Below are 17962 nucleotides of genomic sequence, written 5' to 3' on the forward strand. Positions count from 1 at the left end.
TACTTCGGTACGTCGGGTGGTGGTCAGGCGCGCCGCAGGGCGGCGGACACCACGCGGCCGATGGCGGCCAGGGCCGCGGGCCGGGTCATGTCGTGGTGGGCGCACGCGACGGCGGTGTCGACCACTCGCCCGGTGCAGTGAGCGCGCCACACCTCGGAGGTCGGCGCGGTCTCGGACCGACCATGATCGGCGGTGAAGAACAGCAGGTCGCCGTGGAACGTCGCCGGGGTGAACTTGTCCAGCAGAATCGTGCTGCGGACGAAGGTCTCGACGACGGCCGCCACCTCGGCGCCGGTCGCGAGCCCCGGCGTGCCGGCCAGCGCCGCCACCTGGTCCGGGGTCAGCGGGCCCGCCGCGGCGGGACCGTTCAGCGCGCGCAGCAGGACCGCGAGCAGCTCCTGCCGCAGCTCCGCGGTGTCCGGCCGGGCGACCCCGACGCCGGGGTAGCAGTCCAGCACCGCGAGCAGGTCGACGCGCTCGCCGGCCGCCTGCAGCCGCGTGGCCATCGCGTGCGCGACCGCGCCGCCGAAGGACCAGCCGAGCAGGTGGTACGGGCCGCTCGGCCGGACCTCGCGGATCCGGGCCACGTACTCGGCGGCCATCTGCTCCACGTCGTCCGGCAGGCCGTCCGACTCCCGCAGCCCGCGGGCCTGGAGGGCGTACAGCGGGTGCCCGTCCGGCAGGTGCGCGGCCAGGCCGCGGAAGGACCAGCCGAGGCCGAAGCCCGGGTGGACGCAGAACAGCGGAGGCAGGTCGCCGCCGGTGCGCAGCGGGAGCAGGACGTCGAACGGGTCCGCGGCCCCGCCCGTGCTCAGCCGGCCGGCCAGCGCGGCGGGCGTGGGTGCCTCGAACAGGTCGCGCAGCCCCGCCCGGTGGCCGAGCGCGGCCAGCCGCCCGGCCAGCCGGGTGGCGAGCAGCGAGTCGCCGCCGAGGCCGAAGAAGTCCTCCTCGACGCCGACCCGGGGCAGCCCCAGCACCTGCGCGAACAGCTCGCACAGCTCCCGCTCGGTGCCGTCGGCGGGCTCGCGCCCGGCCGGGCGGTGGTCCGCCTCGGGCGCGGGCAGCGTGCGCCGGTCCACCTTGCCGTTGGGCGTCAGCGGCAGCGCGTCCACCAGCACCAGCGCGCTCGGGACGAGGTACGCGGGCAGGTCCTCGGCGAGCTGCTCGCGCAGCAGCCCGGGGTCGGGCCGCTCGTCGTCGGCCGGCACCAGGTAGCCGACCAGGCGGCGGTCGCCGGGGCGGTCCTCACGGACCACCGCACAGGCCCGGTTCACCGCCGGGTGGGCGGTCAACGCGGCCTCCACCTCGCCGAGTTCGATCCGGAACCCGCGCAGCTTCACCTGCTGGTCGGCGCGCCCGGCGAACAGCAGCTCGCCCTGCGCGCTCCACCGGGCCAGGTCGCCGGTGCGGTACATCCGGGAGCCGGGCGGGCCGTACGGGTCGGCGATGAAGCGCTCCGCGGTCAGCCCCGGGCGCGCCAGGTAGCCGCGGGCCACTCCGGTGCCCGCCACGTACAGTTCGCCGACCGTGCCGGGCGCGACCGGGCGCAGCGCGGCGTCCAGTACCCGTACCCGGGTGTTGTCCAGCGGGCGGCCGATCGGCAGTGCCGCGGCCGGGTCGGTGACCGGGCCGAGCGGGGCGCAGGTCGCGAAGGTGGTCGTCTCGGTCGGGCCGTAGCCGATCACCACCCGGGTGCCCGGGCAGGCCTCCTGGACCCCGGCCACCGCGGCCGGTGACACCACGTCACCACCGGCCAGCACCTCGCGGACCCCGCGCAGGGCCTGCGGCCGCTCCTCGGCGATCAGGGCGAACAGGCCGGCCGTCGCCCACAGCGCGGTCACCCCGTGCGCGGTGAGCACCTCGGCCAGTTCGGCCGTGGTCCGTGCCTGCGGCGGCGCCACCACCACCGTGCCGCCGGACAACAGCGGCACCCACAGCTCGTAGGTGGCGGCGTCGAAGGCGGGGGAGGAGTGCAGCAGCACCCGCCGGTGCGCGCCGCCGGGCCAGCGGCGGTCGGCGGCCAGCTCGGCGACGTTGCGGTGGGTGACCGCCACACCCTTGGGGCGGCCGGTGGAGCCCGAGGTGTACATCACGTACGCGAGGGCGTCGGGCGACGGCGGCAGACCGGGGTCGGCGGCCGATGCGGCCGGTCCACCGGGGATGTCGTCGGCGAGCAGCGTCGGCAGGCCGAGCAGGTCGGCCTCGGCGCCCAGGGCCCGGTCGGTGAGCACCACGGCGGCGCCGGTGTCGGCCAGGATCAGCCGCCGGTGGGCCAGCGGGTACCGGGCGTCCAGCGGCACGTAGCAGCCGCCCGCCTTGAGGACGGCGAGGACCGCCACCACCAGGTCCGCGGACCGCTCCATCAGGACGGCGACGGCGTCCTCGGCGCCGATGCCGAGCCGGCGCAGCTGCGCGGCGAGCCGGTTCGCCCGTTCGTCCAGCTCCCGGTAGCTCAGCTCTTCCGCGCCGGAGACGACGGCGGTCGCGAACGGCGTGCGGGCGGCCTGGGCGGCGAACAGCTCCGGCAGGGTGCCGGCCGGGGTGGCGGTGGCGGTGTCGTTCCAGTCGGTGAGGACCGTGCGGGCGGTCCCTTCGTCCAGCAGCGCCAGCCGACCGACCGGGAGTGCGGGGTCGTCGACGACGGCCGCGAGCACCGCGCGCAGGCCGGTGACGATCCGCTCGGCGGTGGCCCGGCCGACCAGGGACGGCCGGTGGTCCACCCGCAGCCCGAGCCGCTCGCCGGGCAGGACGGCGACGGTCACCGGGTAGTGCGTCCCGTCCAGGCCGTCCGCGCCGGTGATCCGCAGGCCCCCGCCGGGAGCGTCGGAGAGCGCCGCCGGGTCCACCGGGTAGTTCTCGAACACGTAGGCCGTGTCGAAGAGTTCACCCACTCCGGCGAGCCGCTGCAGCTGCGCGAGACCGAGGTGCTGGTGGGCGAGCAGCGCCGACTGCTCCGCCTGGAGCCGGGTCAGCAGGCCGGCCAGCGGCTCGGCGTGGTCCAGCCGGACCCGCACCGGCAAGGTGTTGATCAGCAGACCGACCAGCCTTTCCACACCGGGCAGTTCGGCCGGACGGCCGGAGACCACCGCGCCGAAGACGACGTCCGTGCGCCCGGTCAGCTGGGCGAGGACGAGGCCCCAGGCGGCCTGGACCACGGTGTTGACGGTCACGCCCAGCCGGCGCGCCGCCGCCTCGACGGCTGCGGTGAGGTCCCGCGGCAGCCGGTCGAGCACCCGCTCGGGCAGCTCCTGCCGCTCTCGGTGGGCGGCGCCGGACAGCAGGGTCGGCTCCTCCACCCCGGCCAGCGCCGCCCGCCAGGCGGTCCGGGCGGCCTCCCGGTCCTGCCCGGCCAGCCAGCCGAGGTAGTCCCGCAGCGGGGTCGGCCGGGGCAGCCGCGCCGCCGCGCCGGCCCGGTACAGCTCGGCCAGCTCGCCGATCAGCACACCGATCGACCAGCCGTCCCACAGCAGGTGGTGGTTGGTCAGCACCAGCACGTGCCGCTCGGCGGCCAGCCGGACCAGCGCCAGGCGCAGCAGCGGCGGGGCCGCCGGGTCGAAGCGGCGGGCCCGCTCCTCGGCGCGCAGCAGCTCCAGCGCGGGGGCCTGCCCGTCTTCCGGCAGGCCGCTCAGATCGGCGTCCCGCCACGGCAGTTCGACCTCGCGCGGGATCACCTGGAGCAGCCGGCCGTCCGCCGCCTGGCGGAAGCCCGCCCGAAGCTGCGGGTGCCGTTCCAGCAGGGCGGCGGCGGCCCGGCGCAGCGCCGCCGGGTCCAGCGGGCCGGCCAGGTCGAGTGCCAACTGCGCGGTGTAGACGTCCGGCCCCCGGTCGTCGTAGCGGGCGTGGAAGTACAGGCCCTCCTGGAGCGGCGCGGGCGGCAGCACGTCGGCCAGCGGCTCGTCGGCCAGCCGGTCCAGCTCGGGCTGGGTCAGCCCGGCCAACGGGACGTCGGACGGGGTGAGCGCGCCCGCGTCCGGCTGCGCCGCGTACGCCACCAGCTCGCGCAGCGCCTCGAACCAGAGCCCGGCCAGCTCGCGGACCCGCTCCTCGGGGAGCACCCCGGCGGCCCAGGACCAGGCGGCGACCAGGGCGGGGCCCTCCGGCCGGTCCTCGGTGCGGGCGTTGACGGTCAGGGCCTGCGCCAGCGGCGCGCGCGGGTCGAGGCCGCCGTGCTCGGTGCCGACCGGCAGGGCGGACCAGTCGGCGGCGGGGCCGTCCGGGGCGCCGCCGAAGCGGCCCAGGTAGTTGAACCCGATCTGGGGGGTGGGCAGTTGGGCGAGGACGGCGGCGGTTTCGGGGTTGAGGCGGCGCAGCAGGCCGTGGCCGAGGCCGTGGTCGGGGGCGGCGCGCAGCTGCTCCTTGACGGCCTTGAGTGCGTCGCCGGGGCCGCCGGTGCCCGGGTCGAGCCGGACGGGGTGCGCGGTGGTGAACCAGCCGACGGTCCGGGTGAGGTCCACCCCGGTGGTGAACTCCCGCCGGCCGTGGCCCTCCAGCTCGACCAGCAGGCCGCCGTCCTGCCCGCGCCAGCGCTGGACGGCGAGGGCGAGGGCGGTGAGCAGGACGTCGTTGACCTCGGCGTGGAGCAGCGCGGGCGCGGTGGACAGCAGGGGGCCGGTGACGTCGGCGGGCAGGGCGAGGTCGAGCCGGCCGGCCGTCCCGACGGTGTCCTGCCCCGGGTCGAGCGGTCGGCTGCCGAGCAGTGGGTCGGGGCCGTCGAGGACGCTCTGCCAGTAGGGGAGTTCGTCGGTGCGTCGGGTGGCTTCGGTGGTGAGGAGGTGGGCCCAGGTGCGGAGGGAGGTGCCGGTGGGTTGGAGGGTTTCGCCGTGCCAGGCGGCGGTGAGGTCGGGCAGCAGGATGCGCCAGGAGACGCCGTCGACGACCAGGTGGTGGATCATCACCAGCAGTCGGCCGGGGGTGTCCGGGCCCGCGTCGAACCAGACCGCCTCCACCATGGCACCCGCCGCCGGGTCGAGCCGGCCCTGTGCGGCCAGCGCCTCGCGCCGGAGCAGGTCCGACCGGTCCTCGACGCGGGCGTCGACCCGGGTGATCCGGGGCTCGGTGCCGCCGCGCGGCGGGACGTGGAGCGACCAGGTGCCGTCCTGGGCGGTGACCAGGCGGGCGCGCAGGGCGTCGTGGTGGTCGAGCAGGGTGCGCAGGGCGCCGGTGAGCCGGTCGAGGTCCGCGCCCGCCGGGAGCCGCACCAGCACGGCCTGCTGGAAGCCGTCGACCGGGCCGCCGTGCTCGCGCAGCCAGTGCATGATCGGGGTGGCGGGGAGGTCGCCGGTGCCGTCGTCCTCGGTGACGGTCTCGGTCGACTCCGTTGCGATCAGGGCGAGTTCGGCGACGCTCTGGCGGGTGAAGACGTCGCGGGCGGTGAAGACGAGTCCGGCGGCGCGGGCTCGGGCGACGAGCTGGATGGAGCTGATGGAGTCGCCGCCGAGTTCGAAGAACCCGTCGTCGACGCCGACCCGCTCCAGTCCGAGCAGGTCGGCGAACAGGCCGGCCAGCAGCTCCTCGCGGGCGGTGCCGGGGGCGCGCTCGGAGACGGCCGCTGTGAAGTCCGGTGCGGGCAGGGCCCGACGGTCCAGCTTGCCGTTCGGGGTCAGCGGCAGGGCGTCCAGGACGACCACCGCGGCCGGGACCAGGTGCTGCGGCAGCCGCTCCGCCAGGCGGGCGCGGACCGCGGCCGGGTCGGCCGAGCCGCCCGCCGCCGGGACGACGTAGCCGACCAGCCGGTCCTCCCGGACCACCGCGGCCGACCCGCCGACCGCCGGGTGGGCGGCCAGCGCGGCCTCCACCTCGCCGAGTTCGATCCGGAACCCGCGCAGCTTCACCTGGTCGTCGGTGCGGCCCAGGTAGACCAGCGTGCCGTCGGCCGTCCAGCGCACCAGGTCGCCGGTGCGGTACATCCGGCTACCGGCCGGGCCGTACGGATCGGCGGTGAAGCGCTCGGCGGTCAGACCGGGCCGGTCGAGGTAGCCGCGTGCCAGGCCGTCCCCGGCGAGGTGGAGCTCGCCGGGCACACCCGTCGGCACCGGCCGCAGCCGGGCGTCCAGGACGTACACCCGGGTGTTCCGGATCGGTCGGCCGATCGGCGGGGTGCCGGCGCCGGAGAGCGGCTCGCTCATGGTGGCGCAGACGGTGGACTCGGTCGGACCGTAGGCGTTGATCATCCGGCGGCCGGCCGACCAGCGCTCGGCGAGGGCCGCCGGGCAGGCCTCACCGGCCGTGACCAGGGTGGTCACCGAGGGCAGGTCCGCCGGAGACAGGACCGCCAGCGCGGCCGGGGGCAGCGTGACATGGCTGATCCGCTGCTCGGCGGCCAGCTCCGCGAGCGGGACGCCGGGGGTCAGCCGCTCCTGCGGGGCGAGGACGGCGGTGGCGCCGGAGAGCAGGGCCATCGCCAGCTCGGAGACCGCCGCGTCGAAGCTGGTCGAGGCGAACTGCAGGACCCGGCTGCCCGGCTCCACCGCGAACCGCTCGATCTGGGCGCCGGCCAGGCCGGCGAGGCCGTGGTGCGGTACCACGACGCCCTTGGGGCGGCCGGTCGAGCCCGAGGTGTAGATCACGTAGGCCGGGTGGTCCGGCCGCAGCGGCGTGTGCCGCTCACCGTCCGTCAGGTCGTGCTCCGGCAGTGCGGCCGGGTCGAGCACGTCCAGGTCGACCGTGGGCACCTGGTGCGCGGGCAGCGTGGTGGTGCCGTCGGTCAGCAGCAGCACCGGAGCCGCGTCCGCGAGCAGGTAGGAGACCCGCTCGGCCGGGTACGCCGGGTCCACCGGGACGTACGCCGCACCGGACTTGAGCACGGCGAGCAGCGCCACCGGGAAGCGCTCGGAGCGCGGCAGCGCGATGGCGACCCGCCGCTCCGGCGCGGCCCCGAGGGTGATCAGGTGCCGGGCGAGCCGGTTGGCGGCGGCGTTCAGCTCGGCGTAACTCAGCTCGCGGCCCTCGCAGGCGAGGGCGACGGCCTCGGGGGTGCGGGCGGCCTGCGCCTCGAAGAGCGCGGGCAGGGTGGCCGGGGTGACCGGTACGGCGGTGGCGTTCCAGGCCTCCAGCAGCCGGGTGCGCTCGGTGCCGGTCAGCAACTCGATCGCGCCGACCAGGGTGTCCGGCGCGGCGGTGACGACGGTGAGCAGCCGGCGGAAGCGCTCGGCGAGCAGTTCCACCGTGCTCCGGTCGAACAGGTCGGTGGCGTACTCGAAGCTGCCCGCCAGCCCGGCCGGGGAACCGTCCCCGGCGGTCCGCTCGCCCAGGCTGAGCGAGAGGTCGAAGCGGGCGGCCACCGCGCCGGTGGCCACCGGCTCGGTCGCCAGACCGGGCAGGTCGAGCCGGGGGTCGGCGTTGCTCTGCCAGGCGATCATGGTCTGGGTCAGCGGGTGCCGGCCCATCGAGCGGGTCGGGTTGACCGCCTCGACCACCTGCTCGAACGGGACGTCCTGGTGGGCGTAGGCGCCGAGCACGGACTCCCTCACCCGGCCCAGGAGTTCGGTGAAGCTCGGGTCCCCGGACAGGTCGGTGCGCAGCACCAGGGTGTTGACGAAGAACCCGACCAGGTCGTCCAGCCCCTCGTCGGTGCGCCCGGCGACCGGGGTGCCGAGCGGGATGTCGGTGCCCGCGCCGAGCCGGGAGAGCAGGGCGGCGAAGGCGGCCTGGACGACCATGAAGACGGTCGTGCCGTGCGCGACGGCCAGCTCGCCGAGCGCCCGGTGCAGGGCGGCGTCCGTGGCGAAGTCGATCCGCTCGCCGCGGTGGCTCGCCACGGCGGGGCGCGGGCGGTCCGTCGGCAGCGCCAGTTCCTCCGGGGCGCCGGCCAGGGTCTCGCGCCAGTAGTCGAGCTGGCGCCCGGTCAGGTCGCCGTCGAGCAGGTCGCGCTGCCAGAGGGTGTAGTCGGCGTACTGCACCGGCAGCGGCGCCCAGGCGGGGGCCGTGCCGTCGAGCCGGGCGGCGTAGGCGGTGGACAGGTCGCGGGCCAGCGGGCCCATGGACCAGCCGTCGCCCGCGATGTGGTGCACGGTCAGCAGCAGGACGTGCTCCTGCGGGGCGAGTGCGAAGAGCGTCGCGCGCAGCGGCAGGTCGCGGGACAGGGCGAAGCCCCGCCCGGCCGCCGTGGCGAGCAGGACGGGCAGCTGCTCCGCCGTGGCGGCCACCTCGGTCAGCTCGGCCGGCGCGTCGGTGATCCGCTGGTACGGCGTGCCGTCGGCGGCTTGCGGGAAGACGGTGCGCAGCGCCTCGTGGCGCGCCAGCACGTCGCCGAGCGCCAGCCGCAGGGCCGTACGGTCCAGTGGGCCGGTGAGGCGGACGGCCATCGGGATGTTGTAGGCGGCGCCGGCGCCCTCCAGGGCGCCGAGGAACCAGAGCCGCTGCTGGGCGGAGGAGAGCGGCAGCCGCTCGGGCCGCTCCGCCGGGCGCAGGGCCGGGCGCGTCTGCGGGAGGCCCTCGGCCAGGCGCGCGGCGAGTGCGGCGACGGTCGGCGCCTCGAACAGGGCGCGGACGCCGAGCTCGGCGCCGAGCACCGCGCGGACCCGGCCGACCAGCCGGGTGGCGAGCAGCGAGTGGCCGCCGAGGGCGAAGAAGTCGCCGTCGATCCCGACCTCGGGCAGGCCCAGCACCTCGGCGAACAGCCCGCACAACACGGCCTCGCGCTCGGTGCGCGGGGCACGGCCCGCAGGGTCGGACGGCTGCCCGGGGGCGGGCAGGGCCCGGCGGTCCAGCTTGCCGTTGCCGGTGAGCGGCAGCGCGGCCAGCTCCACCAGCGCGGCGGGCACCATGTACCCGGGCAGGGCGGCGGTGAGGTGCTCCCGGACGGTCGCCAGGTCGCAGCCCTCGGCCGGGACCAGGTAGCCGACCAGGCGCTTGTCGCCCGGCCGGTCCTCGCGGACGACCACGGCGGCCTGGCGGACGGCCGGGTGCCGCAGAAGCGCGGCCTCGATCTCGCCGAGTTCGATCCGGAAGCCGCGGATCTTCACCTGCTCGTCGGCCCGGCCGAGGTACTCCAGGCAGCCGTCGGCGGTGCGCCGGACCACGTCGCCCGAGCGGTACATCCGGGTGCCGGGGGCGCCGAACGGGTCGGCGGTGAACCGCTCGGCGGTCAGCCCGGGCCGGCCGCGGTAGCCGCGGGCCAGGCCCGGGCCGGCCACGTACAGCTCGCCGGGGACGCCCGCGGGCACCGGGCGCAGGCTGCCGTCCAGGACGTACAGGTCGAGGTCCGGCAGGGCGCGGCCGATCGCACTGCCCGAGGCGGCGGCGTCGGCCGGGGCGAGCGGGTGGTGGGTGGTGTGCACGGTGGTCTCGGTGATGCCGTACATGTTCACCAGGCGTGGCCCGTCCGCCGGGTGGGTTCGCCCGGTGTCGAGTAGCCCGTGGTCGGCGAGCCGGCCCGGGTCGAGCGCCTCACCGCCGAACACCACGGTGCGCAGCGCGGCGATCGCGCCGGTGGCGCACTCGCGCTCGGCGTCGAGCAGTTGGTAGAAGGCGGACGGGGTCTGGTTGAGCACCGTCACCCGCTCGCGGCGCAGCAGCGCCAGGACGTCGGCGGGTGAGCGGCTGACCAGATAGGGCACGACGACCAGCCGGCCGCCGTGGAGCAGCGGACCCCAGAGCTCCCAGACCGAGAAGTCGAAGGCGTAGGAGTGGAAGAGCGTCCAGACGTCCCGCGGGCCGAAGCCGAACAGCTCCTCGGTGCTGGCGAGCAGGCGGACCACGTTGCGGTGCGGTACGGCGACGCCCTTGGGGCGGCCGGTCGAGCCGGAGGTGTAGATGACGTATGCCGGGTGGTCGGCCAGCAGCGGGGAGCGGCGGTCGGTGTCGGCGAGGTCGGTGTCCGCCTGGTCGGCGATGGCCTCGTCGTCGAGCAGCAGGAGCGGGATGGCGGCCTCGGGCAGCCGGGCGGCGGTCGCCCGCTCGGTGAGCAGCAGTGCCGGGGCGGCGTCGGCCAGGATGAAGGCGGTCCGCTCGGCGGGCGAGTCGGGGTCGACCGGGACGTAGGCGGCGCCGGTCTTGAGGACGGCGAGCACGGCCACCACCAGGTCCGTCGAGCGCGGCAGCGCCAGGGCGACGGTGCGCTCGGGGCCGGCGCCGCGGGCGACCAGCAGCCGGGCGAGCCGGTTGGCGGCGGCGTTCAGCTCGGCGTAGCTCAGCTCGCGGCCCTCGCAGCTCAGGGCGACGGCCTCCGGGGTGCGGGCGGCCTGGGCCTCGAAGAGCCGGGGGATCGTGGCGGGGTCGGGCGCGGTGTGCGGCCGGGCCGGCGGCAGTGCGGTGGCGCGCTCGGCGGGGGAGAGCAGGTCGAGCCGACCGGTCGGCAGTGCGGCGTCCGCGACGAAGGAGGCCAGGGCCCGCTCCACCCGGGCCAGCACCTGTTCGGCGGCGGTCCGGTCGAAGAGGTCGGGCCGGTAGGAGAGCCGCAGGTCGAGGCGGGCGCCGGGCACCACCACGAGGGTGAGCGGGTAGTGGGTGGCGTCCTGGATGTGGGCCGAGCCGATCCGCAGGCCGTCGGCGGGGCCGGCCAGGGCGTCGGCGTCCACCGGATAGTTCTCGAACGCGAGGACGGTGTCGAAGAGTTCGCCGGTGCCGGCCCAGCGCTGGAGCTCGGCGAGGCCGACGTGCTGGTGCGCCAGCAGGGCGGACTGCTCGTTCTGCAGGCGCGCCGCCAGCGCGGCCAGCGGCTCGCCGGGGGCGGTGCGCAGCCGCACCGGCAGGGTGTTGACCAGCAGGCCGACCATCCGCTCCACGCCCGGGAGTTCGGCCGGACGGCCGGAGACCACGGCGCCGAAGACGACGTCCTCACGGCCGGTGTGGTGGGCCAGCACCAGGCCCCAGGCGGCCTGGACGACGGTGTTCACGGTGACGCCGAGACGGCGGGCGGCGGCGCTCAGCCGCTCGGTCGCCTCCGCCGGGAGCAGGGTCTGCAGACGCTCCGGCAGCAGGGCGGCGCCGCGCTCCCCGGGAGCCGCCAGCAGGGTGGCCTCCTCGACGTCGGCGAGTGCGGTCCGCCAGGCCTGCCGGGCGGCCTCGCGGTCCTGGGCGGCGGCCCAGGCGAGGTAGTCGCGCAGCGGCGCGACCCGGGGCAGCCGGGCGTCGGCGCCCTCCCGGTACAGGGTGAACAGCTCGTCGATCAGGACGCCCAGGGACCAGCCGTCCCACAGGATGTGATGGTTCGTCAGTAGCAGCGCGTGCCGGTTCTCGGCCAGCCGGGCCAGGGTGACCCGCAGCAGCGGCGGCGCCGCGAGGTCGAAGCGGTGGCCGCGCTCCCGCTCGCGAAGTCGGTCGAGCTCGGCCGTGCGCCCGTCCTCGTCGAGGTGGCCGAGGTCGACCTCGCACCAGGGCAGTTCGACCTCGCGCGGGATCACCTGCACCGCCCGGCCGTCGGCCAACGGGCGGACGGCGGCGCGCAGTTGAGGATGGCGGTCGAGCAGTGCGCCGAACGCGGCGCGCAGCCGGGCGGCGTCCAGCGGGCCGTCCAGGCCGAGCGACAGCAGGGTGGTGTAGACGTCGAGGCCCTCGGTGTCGTACCCGGCGTGGAAGTGCAGGCCCTCCTGGAGCGGCGTCAGCGGCAGCACATCGGCGATGGGCTGGTCCGCCAGCAGGTCGAGGTCGGCCTGGGTGACGCCGGCGAGTGGGACGTCGGACGGGGTCGGCCCGCCCGCGCCCGGCTGCCGGGCGTGCGCCGTCAGGGCGACCAGGGCGTCGAACCAGGCCTGGCCCAGCTCGCGCACCTCGGGCTCGGTGAGCGCGCCCTCGGCCCAGGTCCAGGCGGCGGTCAGTCGGGGGCCGGTGTCGCCGTCCGCCGTCCAGGCGTTGACGGCGACGGCGTGCGCGGGGGCGCCGGCCTCGGCCGGGTCCGCCGTCAGCTCGGGTGCCGGGGCCCAGTCGGTGCCGCCGGGACGGCCCGTGGCGATCCGGCCGAGGTAGTTGAACCCGAGCTGCGGGGCGGGAAGTTCGGCCAGGGTGGGGCCGGTCTCCGGGTTGAGGTGACGCAGCAGGCCGTAGCCGAGGCCGCGGTCCGGCAGGGCGCGCAGCTGTTCCTTGACGGCCTTCAGCGCGGCGCCCGGATCGGTGCAGCCCGACTCTGTGCCGGCCGGGTCGAGGCGGACCGGGAAGGCGCTGGTGAACCAGCCGACCGTGCGGGACAGGTCGACGCCGTCGGTGAACTCCTCGCGGCCGTGGCCCTCCAGCTCGATCAGCACCCCGCCGGTGCGCTCGCGCACCCGGTTGACGGCGAGGGCGAGGGCGGTGAGCAGGACGTCGTTGACCTCGGCGTGGAACAGTGCCGGGACGGTGGTGAGCAGGGGTGCGGTCAGCTCGGAGGGCAGGGTCAGCTCGATCCGGCCGCCGGGGGTGGCCTTCGCCGGACGGTCGAAGAGCGGCTCGGACGGCGCCAGCACGCCCTGCCAGAAGGGGAGTTCGCCGGTGCGGCGGTCGGCCTCGGCGGTCAGCAGGCGAGCCCAGCCGCGCAGCGAGGTGGCGACCGGCTGGAGCTCTCCGCCCTGCCAGGCGGTGGCCAGATCGGGCAGCAGGACGCGCCAGGAGACCCCGTCCACCACCAGGTGGTTGGCCGTCACCAGGAGTCGTCCCGGGGCGTCCGGACCGGCGTCGAACCAGACCACCTGGAGCATCAGCCCGGCCCGCGGGGCCAGTCGGGCCCGGGCGGCCCGGGCCTGCGCGGAGACGGCGGCCCGCAGCTCCGCCGGCCCGGCGCCGACCACGTCGACCCGGGAGAGGCGGCCCGCGGCCCGTACCTCGCCGCGCGGCGGGACGTGCAGGGTCCAGGTGCCGTCCTCGGCGGTGACCAGACGGGCGCGCAGGGCGTCGTGGTGGTCGAGCACGGTCTGTACGGCGGCGGTCAGCCGGTCGAGGCCGAGACCGGCCGGGACCTGGAGCAGCATCGCCTGGTGGAACCCGTCGACCTCGCCGCCGCGCTCGCGCAGCGCGTGCAGGATCGGCAGGGCGGGCACCCCGCCGAGCGCCGCGTCGCCGTCGGCGGCGACGGCCTCCTCCGCGCCGCGCGCGGCCTCGGTCAGGGCGGCGACGCTCTGCCGGGTGAAGACGTCCCGGGCGCTGAACACCAGGCCGGCCTTGCGGGCCCGGGCGACCAGCTGGATCGAGGTGATGGAGTCGCCGCCCAGCTCGAAGAAGCCGTCGTCGATCCCGACCTCCGCCAGGCCGAGGACCTGGGCGAACAGCCCGGCGAGCAGCTCCTCGCGGGCGGTGCGCGCGGTGCGGCCGGGCCCGCTCGGGCCGAAGTCCGGCGCGGGCAGTGCCCGCCGGTCGACCTTGTCGTTGGGGGTCAGCGGCAGGGTGTCCAGCAGGACGACCGCACTGGGCACCATGTACTCGGGCAGCGTCTCGCCGATGTGCGCGCGCAGCTCGGCCGCGTCGACGGCGGCGCCGGGCGCGGGCACCGCGTACCCGACCAGCTGCTTGGATCCGGGCCGGTCCTCGCGCACCACCACGACCGCGCGGGCCACCGCCGGGTGGTCGGCCAGTACGGCCTCGACCCCGCCCAGCTCGATCCGGAAGCCGCGGATCTTGACCTGCTCGTCGGCCCGGCCGACGAAGGCCAGCACCCCGTCCGGGAGGCGGCGCACCAAGTCACCGGTGCGGTACATCCGGGTGCCGGGCGGGCCGTACGGGTCGGCGGTGAAGCGCTCGGCGGTGAGGCCGGGCCGGTCGAGGTAGCCGCGGGCGGTGCCGACGCCCGCGAGGTACAGCTCCCCGGTGACACCGGCCGGGACGGGGCGCAGCGCCGAGTCGAGGACGTACCCCTGGGTGTTGTCGAGCGCGCGGCCGATCGGCATCGCGCCGGGCTCGGTGCCGTCCACCGGATGGGTGGTGCCGAGCATGGTGACCTCGGTCGGCCCGTAGCCGATCACCACCGAGGTCTCCGGGCTGACCGCGCGCACCCGCGCGACGGCGGTCGGGGAGACCACGTCGCCGCCGGTGAGGATCTCGCGCACGCCCCGGAAGCACTCCGGGCGCTCCTCGGCGACCAGGCCGAACAGGCCGGCGGTGACGAACACGCCGGTCACGGTGTACTCGGCGAGCAGCCGCTCCAGCTCCTGTGCGGAGAGCACGCCGTCCGGGGCGACCACGAGCTGCCCGCCGGCCAGCAGCGGCACCCACAGCTCGGCGGTGGAGGCGTCGAAGGAGTACGGCGCGTGCAGCAGGACGCGCCGGTAGGCGCCGCCGGTGAAACGGCGGTCGGTGGCCAGGGCGACGACGCCCTGATGGGTGGCGGCCACGCCCTTGGGGCGGCCGGTGGAACCGGAGGTGTACATCACGTAGGCGAGCCGGTCCCCGGCGGCGGGCACCGCGAGGTCGGTCGGGTCGCCGTCGGCGGGCAAGTCCTCGACCACCAGCACGGGCAGTTCGCCGCTCTCGTCGAGGCCGCGCGCCTCCTCGGCGAGGCTCCGGTCGGTGAGCAGCACCCGGGCGGCCGTCTCGGCGAGGATGAGCCGGCGGTGGGCGAGCGGGTAGCGGGCGTCGAGCGGGACGTAGAAGCCGCCGGCCTTGACGACGGCGAGGATCGCCACCACCAGGTCGGGGGAGCGGCGCATCAGCAGTGCGACGCCGGTCTCCGGCCGGACGCCCCGCTCGACCAGGTGCCGGGCGAGGCGGTTGGCGCGGGCGTCGAGTTCGCGGTAGCTCAGCTCACCGCCGTCGAAGAGCAGGGCGACGGCGTCCGGGGTGGCGGTGACGCGGGCCTGGAAGAGTTCGGCCAGGGTGGTGCCGGGCAGTTCGGAGGCGGTGTCGTTGCAGGCGACGAGCTGGCGGTGCCGCTCGCCGGCGTCCACCAGCCGCAGCCGGCCGACCGGCTGGTCGGCGTCGGTCGTGAACTGGCCCAGCAGGTCGGCGAGTCGGTCGAGCAGGCGGTGGGCGACGGCGTCGTCGAAGAGGTCGGGGCGGTGGTCCAGTCGCAGGCTGAGCCGGGCACCCGGGACGACCGCGAGGTTCAGCGCGTAGTGGGTGGCCTCCCGGCTGTCGGCGGCGGTCACGGTGACGGCCGAACCGGTCATCGCGAGCGACTCGGCGTCCAGCGGGTAGTTCTCGAACACCACGTTGGTGTCGAAGAGTTCACCCAGGCCGGACCAGCGCTGTACCTCGTCGAGGCCGACGTGCTGGTGCGGCAGCAGCGCGGACTGCTCGGCCTGCAGCCGGGTGATCAGCCCGGCGACCGGCTCGGCGGCGCAGGTCCGCACCCGCACCGGCAGGGTGTTGATGAACAGCCCGACCATCCGCTCCACGCCGGGCAGTTCGGCCGGGCGGCCGGAGACGGTCGCGCCGAACACCACGTCGTCGCGCCCGGTCAGCTGGGCGACCAGCAGGCCCCATGCGGCCTGCACCGCGGTGTTGACGGTGACACCGAGACGGCGGGCGAGCGCGCCCAGTTCGGCGGTGGCCGGCTCGGTGAGCTCCCGCTCGACCCGGCCGGGCAGGACGGCGGCCCGCTCCCCTTCGGCGGGCGCCACCAGGCCGGGCTCCTCCAGTCCGGCCAAGGCCTCCCGCCAGGCCGCCTCGGCGGCGCCCCGGTCCTGGGCGGCGGCCCAGGCCAGGTAGCTCTTGTACGGGGCGACCCTGGGAAGTCCGGTGGCGTCCCCGCCGCGCTGGTAGAGCGTGAACAGCTCGCCCATCAGCAGGGCGTTGGACCAGCCGTCCCACAGGATGTGGTGGTGGTTGAGGATCAGCACGTGCCGCTCGGCGCCGAGCCGCAGCAGCAGGAAGCGCAGCGCGGGCGGCTTGGCCAGGTCGAAGCGGCGCTCGCGGTCCTCCGCGCGCAGCCGTTCGACCTCGGCGGCCTGCTCGGCCGCCGGCAGGTGGGCGAGGTCGACCTCCTGCCAGGGCAGCTTGACCCGGCGCGGGATCACCTGCACGGCCTTGCCCGAATCCGCCTGGCGGAAAGCCGCCTTGAGGTTCGGGTGCCGTTCCAGCAGGGCGAGTCCGGCGGCCTGGAGCGCGGCCGCATCCAGCGGGCCGTCCAGGTGCAGGGTGAGCTGCGAGGAGTAGACGTCGACGCCTTCGGCCTCGAACTGGGCGTGGAAGAACAGGCCTTCCTGGAGCCGCGAGAGCGGGAGGATGTCCTGGATACGTGCGTTGGCCATGGTGCTTACAGGTCCCAATCCGCGAACTCGTCTTCGAACAGGTCGATCTCGTCCTGGCTCAGCTCGACCAGGGAGACGTCCGAGGTGCTCAGACCTCCGACGCCGTCAGTGCCGGCGTGCCGCACCAGGGCGGTCAGCGCCTCGAACCACAACTCGCCGATCCGGCGCACCTCCTGCGCGGAGAGCACCCCGGTGGCCCAGGACCAGGCGGCGGTGAAGTGGGGGCCGTCGGCGCGGTCCTCGGTCCGCGCGTTGACGGTGGCGGTGTGCGCCAGCGGGGCCGCGTCGTCGGCGCCGCCGAACATCGCGCCCATCTCGGGGGCGGGGCCCCAGTCGGCCGGCTCGCCGGGGTCGCCGGTGGCGAAGCGGCCGAGGTAGTTGAACCCGAGCTGCGGGGAGGGCAGTTCGGCCAGGGTGGGTCCGGTCTCCGGGTCGAGGTGGCGCAGCAGCCCGTAGCCGAGTCCGTGGTCCCGGATGGCGCGCAGCTGGTCCTTCACCGCCTTCAGCGCCCGGCCGAGGGCCGGGCCGGCGTCGGTGACCTCGGCCCAGTCGACGGTTCCCGGCATCAGCCGGACGGGGTGGGCGACGGTGAACCAGCCGGCCGTCCGGGCGAGGTCCACGCCCTCGGTGAACTCCTCGCGGCCGTGCGCCTCCAGCTCGATCAGTACGCCGCCGCCGTCCTGCCCGCGCCAGCGCTGGACGGCGAGGGCGAGGGCGGTGAGCAGGACGTCGTTGACCTCGGCGTGGAACAGCGCCGGGACGGTGGTCAGCAGCGGCTCGGTCAGCTCCGGCGGGAGCGCCAGTTCCAGGTGGCCGACGGTGGCCCGGGTGTCCTGGCGGGGGTCGAGCGGTCGGCTGCCGAGCAGTGGGTCGGGGGCGGCCAGGACGCTCTGCCAGTAGGGGAGTTCGTCGGTGCGTCGGGTGGCTTCGGTGGTGAGGAGGTGGGCCCAGGTGCGGAGGGAGGTGCCGGTGGGTTGGAGGGTTTCGCCGTGCCAGGCGGCGGTGAGGTCGGGCAGCAGGATGCGCCAGGAGACGCCGTCGACGACCAGGTGGTGGATCATCACCAGCAGTCGGCCGGGGGTGTCCGGGCCCGCGTCGAACCAGACCAGCTGCGCCATCTCGCCGTCGGCGGGCGCCAGTCGGGCCTGGGCGGCCCGCGCCTGCTCCTCGAAGCGGGCGCGCAGCGCGGTCGCGTCCAGGCCGGTGGCGTCGACCCGGGTGATCCGGGGCTCGGTGCCGCCGCGCGGCGGGATGTGCAGGGTCCAGGTGTCGTCCTCGGTGGTGACCAGGCGGGCGCGCAGGGCGTCGTGGTGGTCGAGCAGGGTGCGCAGGGCGTCGGTGAGCCGGTCGAGACCGAGGTCGGCCGGGACCTGGAGCAGCATCGCCTGGTGGAAGCCGTCGACCGGGCCGCCGCGTTCCCGTAGCCAGTGCATGATCGGGGTGGCGGGGAGGTCGCCGGTGCCGTCGTCCTCGGTGACGGTCTCGGTCGACTCCGTTGCGATCAGGGCGAGTTCGGCGACGCTCTGGCGGGTGAAGACGTCGCGGGCGGTGAAGACGAGTCCGGCGGCGCGGGCTCGGGCGACGAGCTGGATGGAGCTGATGGAGTCGCCGCCGAGTTCGAAGAACCCGTCGTCGACGCCGACGCGCTCCAGTCCGAGGAGGTCGGCGAACAGGCCGGCCAGCAGCTCCTCGCGGGCGGTGCCGGGGGCGCGCTCGGAGACGGCCGCTGTGAAGTCCGGTGCGGGCAGGGCCCGGCGGTCGAGCTTGCCGCTCGCAGTGAGCGGCAGGGCGTCCAGGACGACCAGGGCGCTGGGGATCATGTAGTCGGGCAGGGTGGTGGAGAGGTGCTTGCGGACGCATCCGAGATCGAC

At 76.1% G+C, this 17962-nt stretch carries 2 protein-coding genes; both read right to left on the reverse strand.

The features are described from left to right. Window positions 1–23: 23 nt before the first annotated feature. Window positions 24–16091 (reverse strand): amino acid adenylation domain-containing protein, encoded by a 16068-nt coding sequence (locus tag ABZW30_RS37920; RefSeq protein WP_355675836.1) that lies wholly within the window; start codon window positions 16089–16091, stop codon window positions 24–26. A 5-nt stretch (window positions 16092–16096) separates the two neighbouring features. Beyond that, a partial coding sequence (locus ABZW30_RS37925) for a condensation domain-containing protein (protein ID WP_355675837.1) occupies window positions 16097–17962 on the reverse strand: 1866 nt, incomplete at its 5' end.

Origin of the sequence: Kitasatospora sp. NPDC004669, from assembly GCF_040609455.1 — a bacterium.
In the GTDB taxonomy this organism is placed as follows: Bacteria; Actinomycetota; Actinomycetes; order Streptomycetales; family Streptomycetaceae; genus Kitasatospora.

Excerpts from the sequence above, each read along its gene's own strand:
- ABZW30_RS37920 (WP_355675836.1), bottom strand. The coding sequence starts at position 16,091 with ATGGCCAACGCACGTATCCAGGACATCCTCCCGCTCTCGCGGCTCCAG.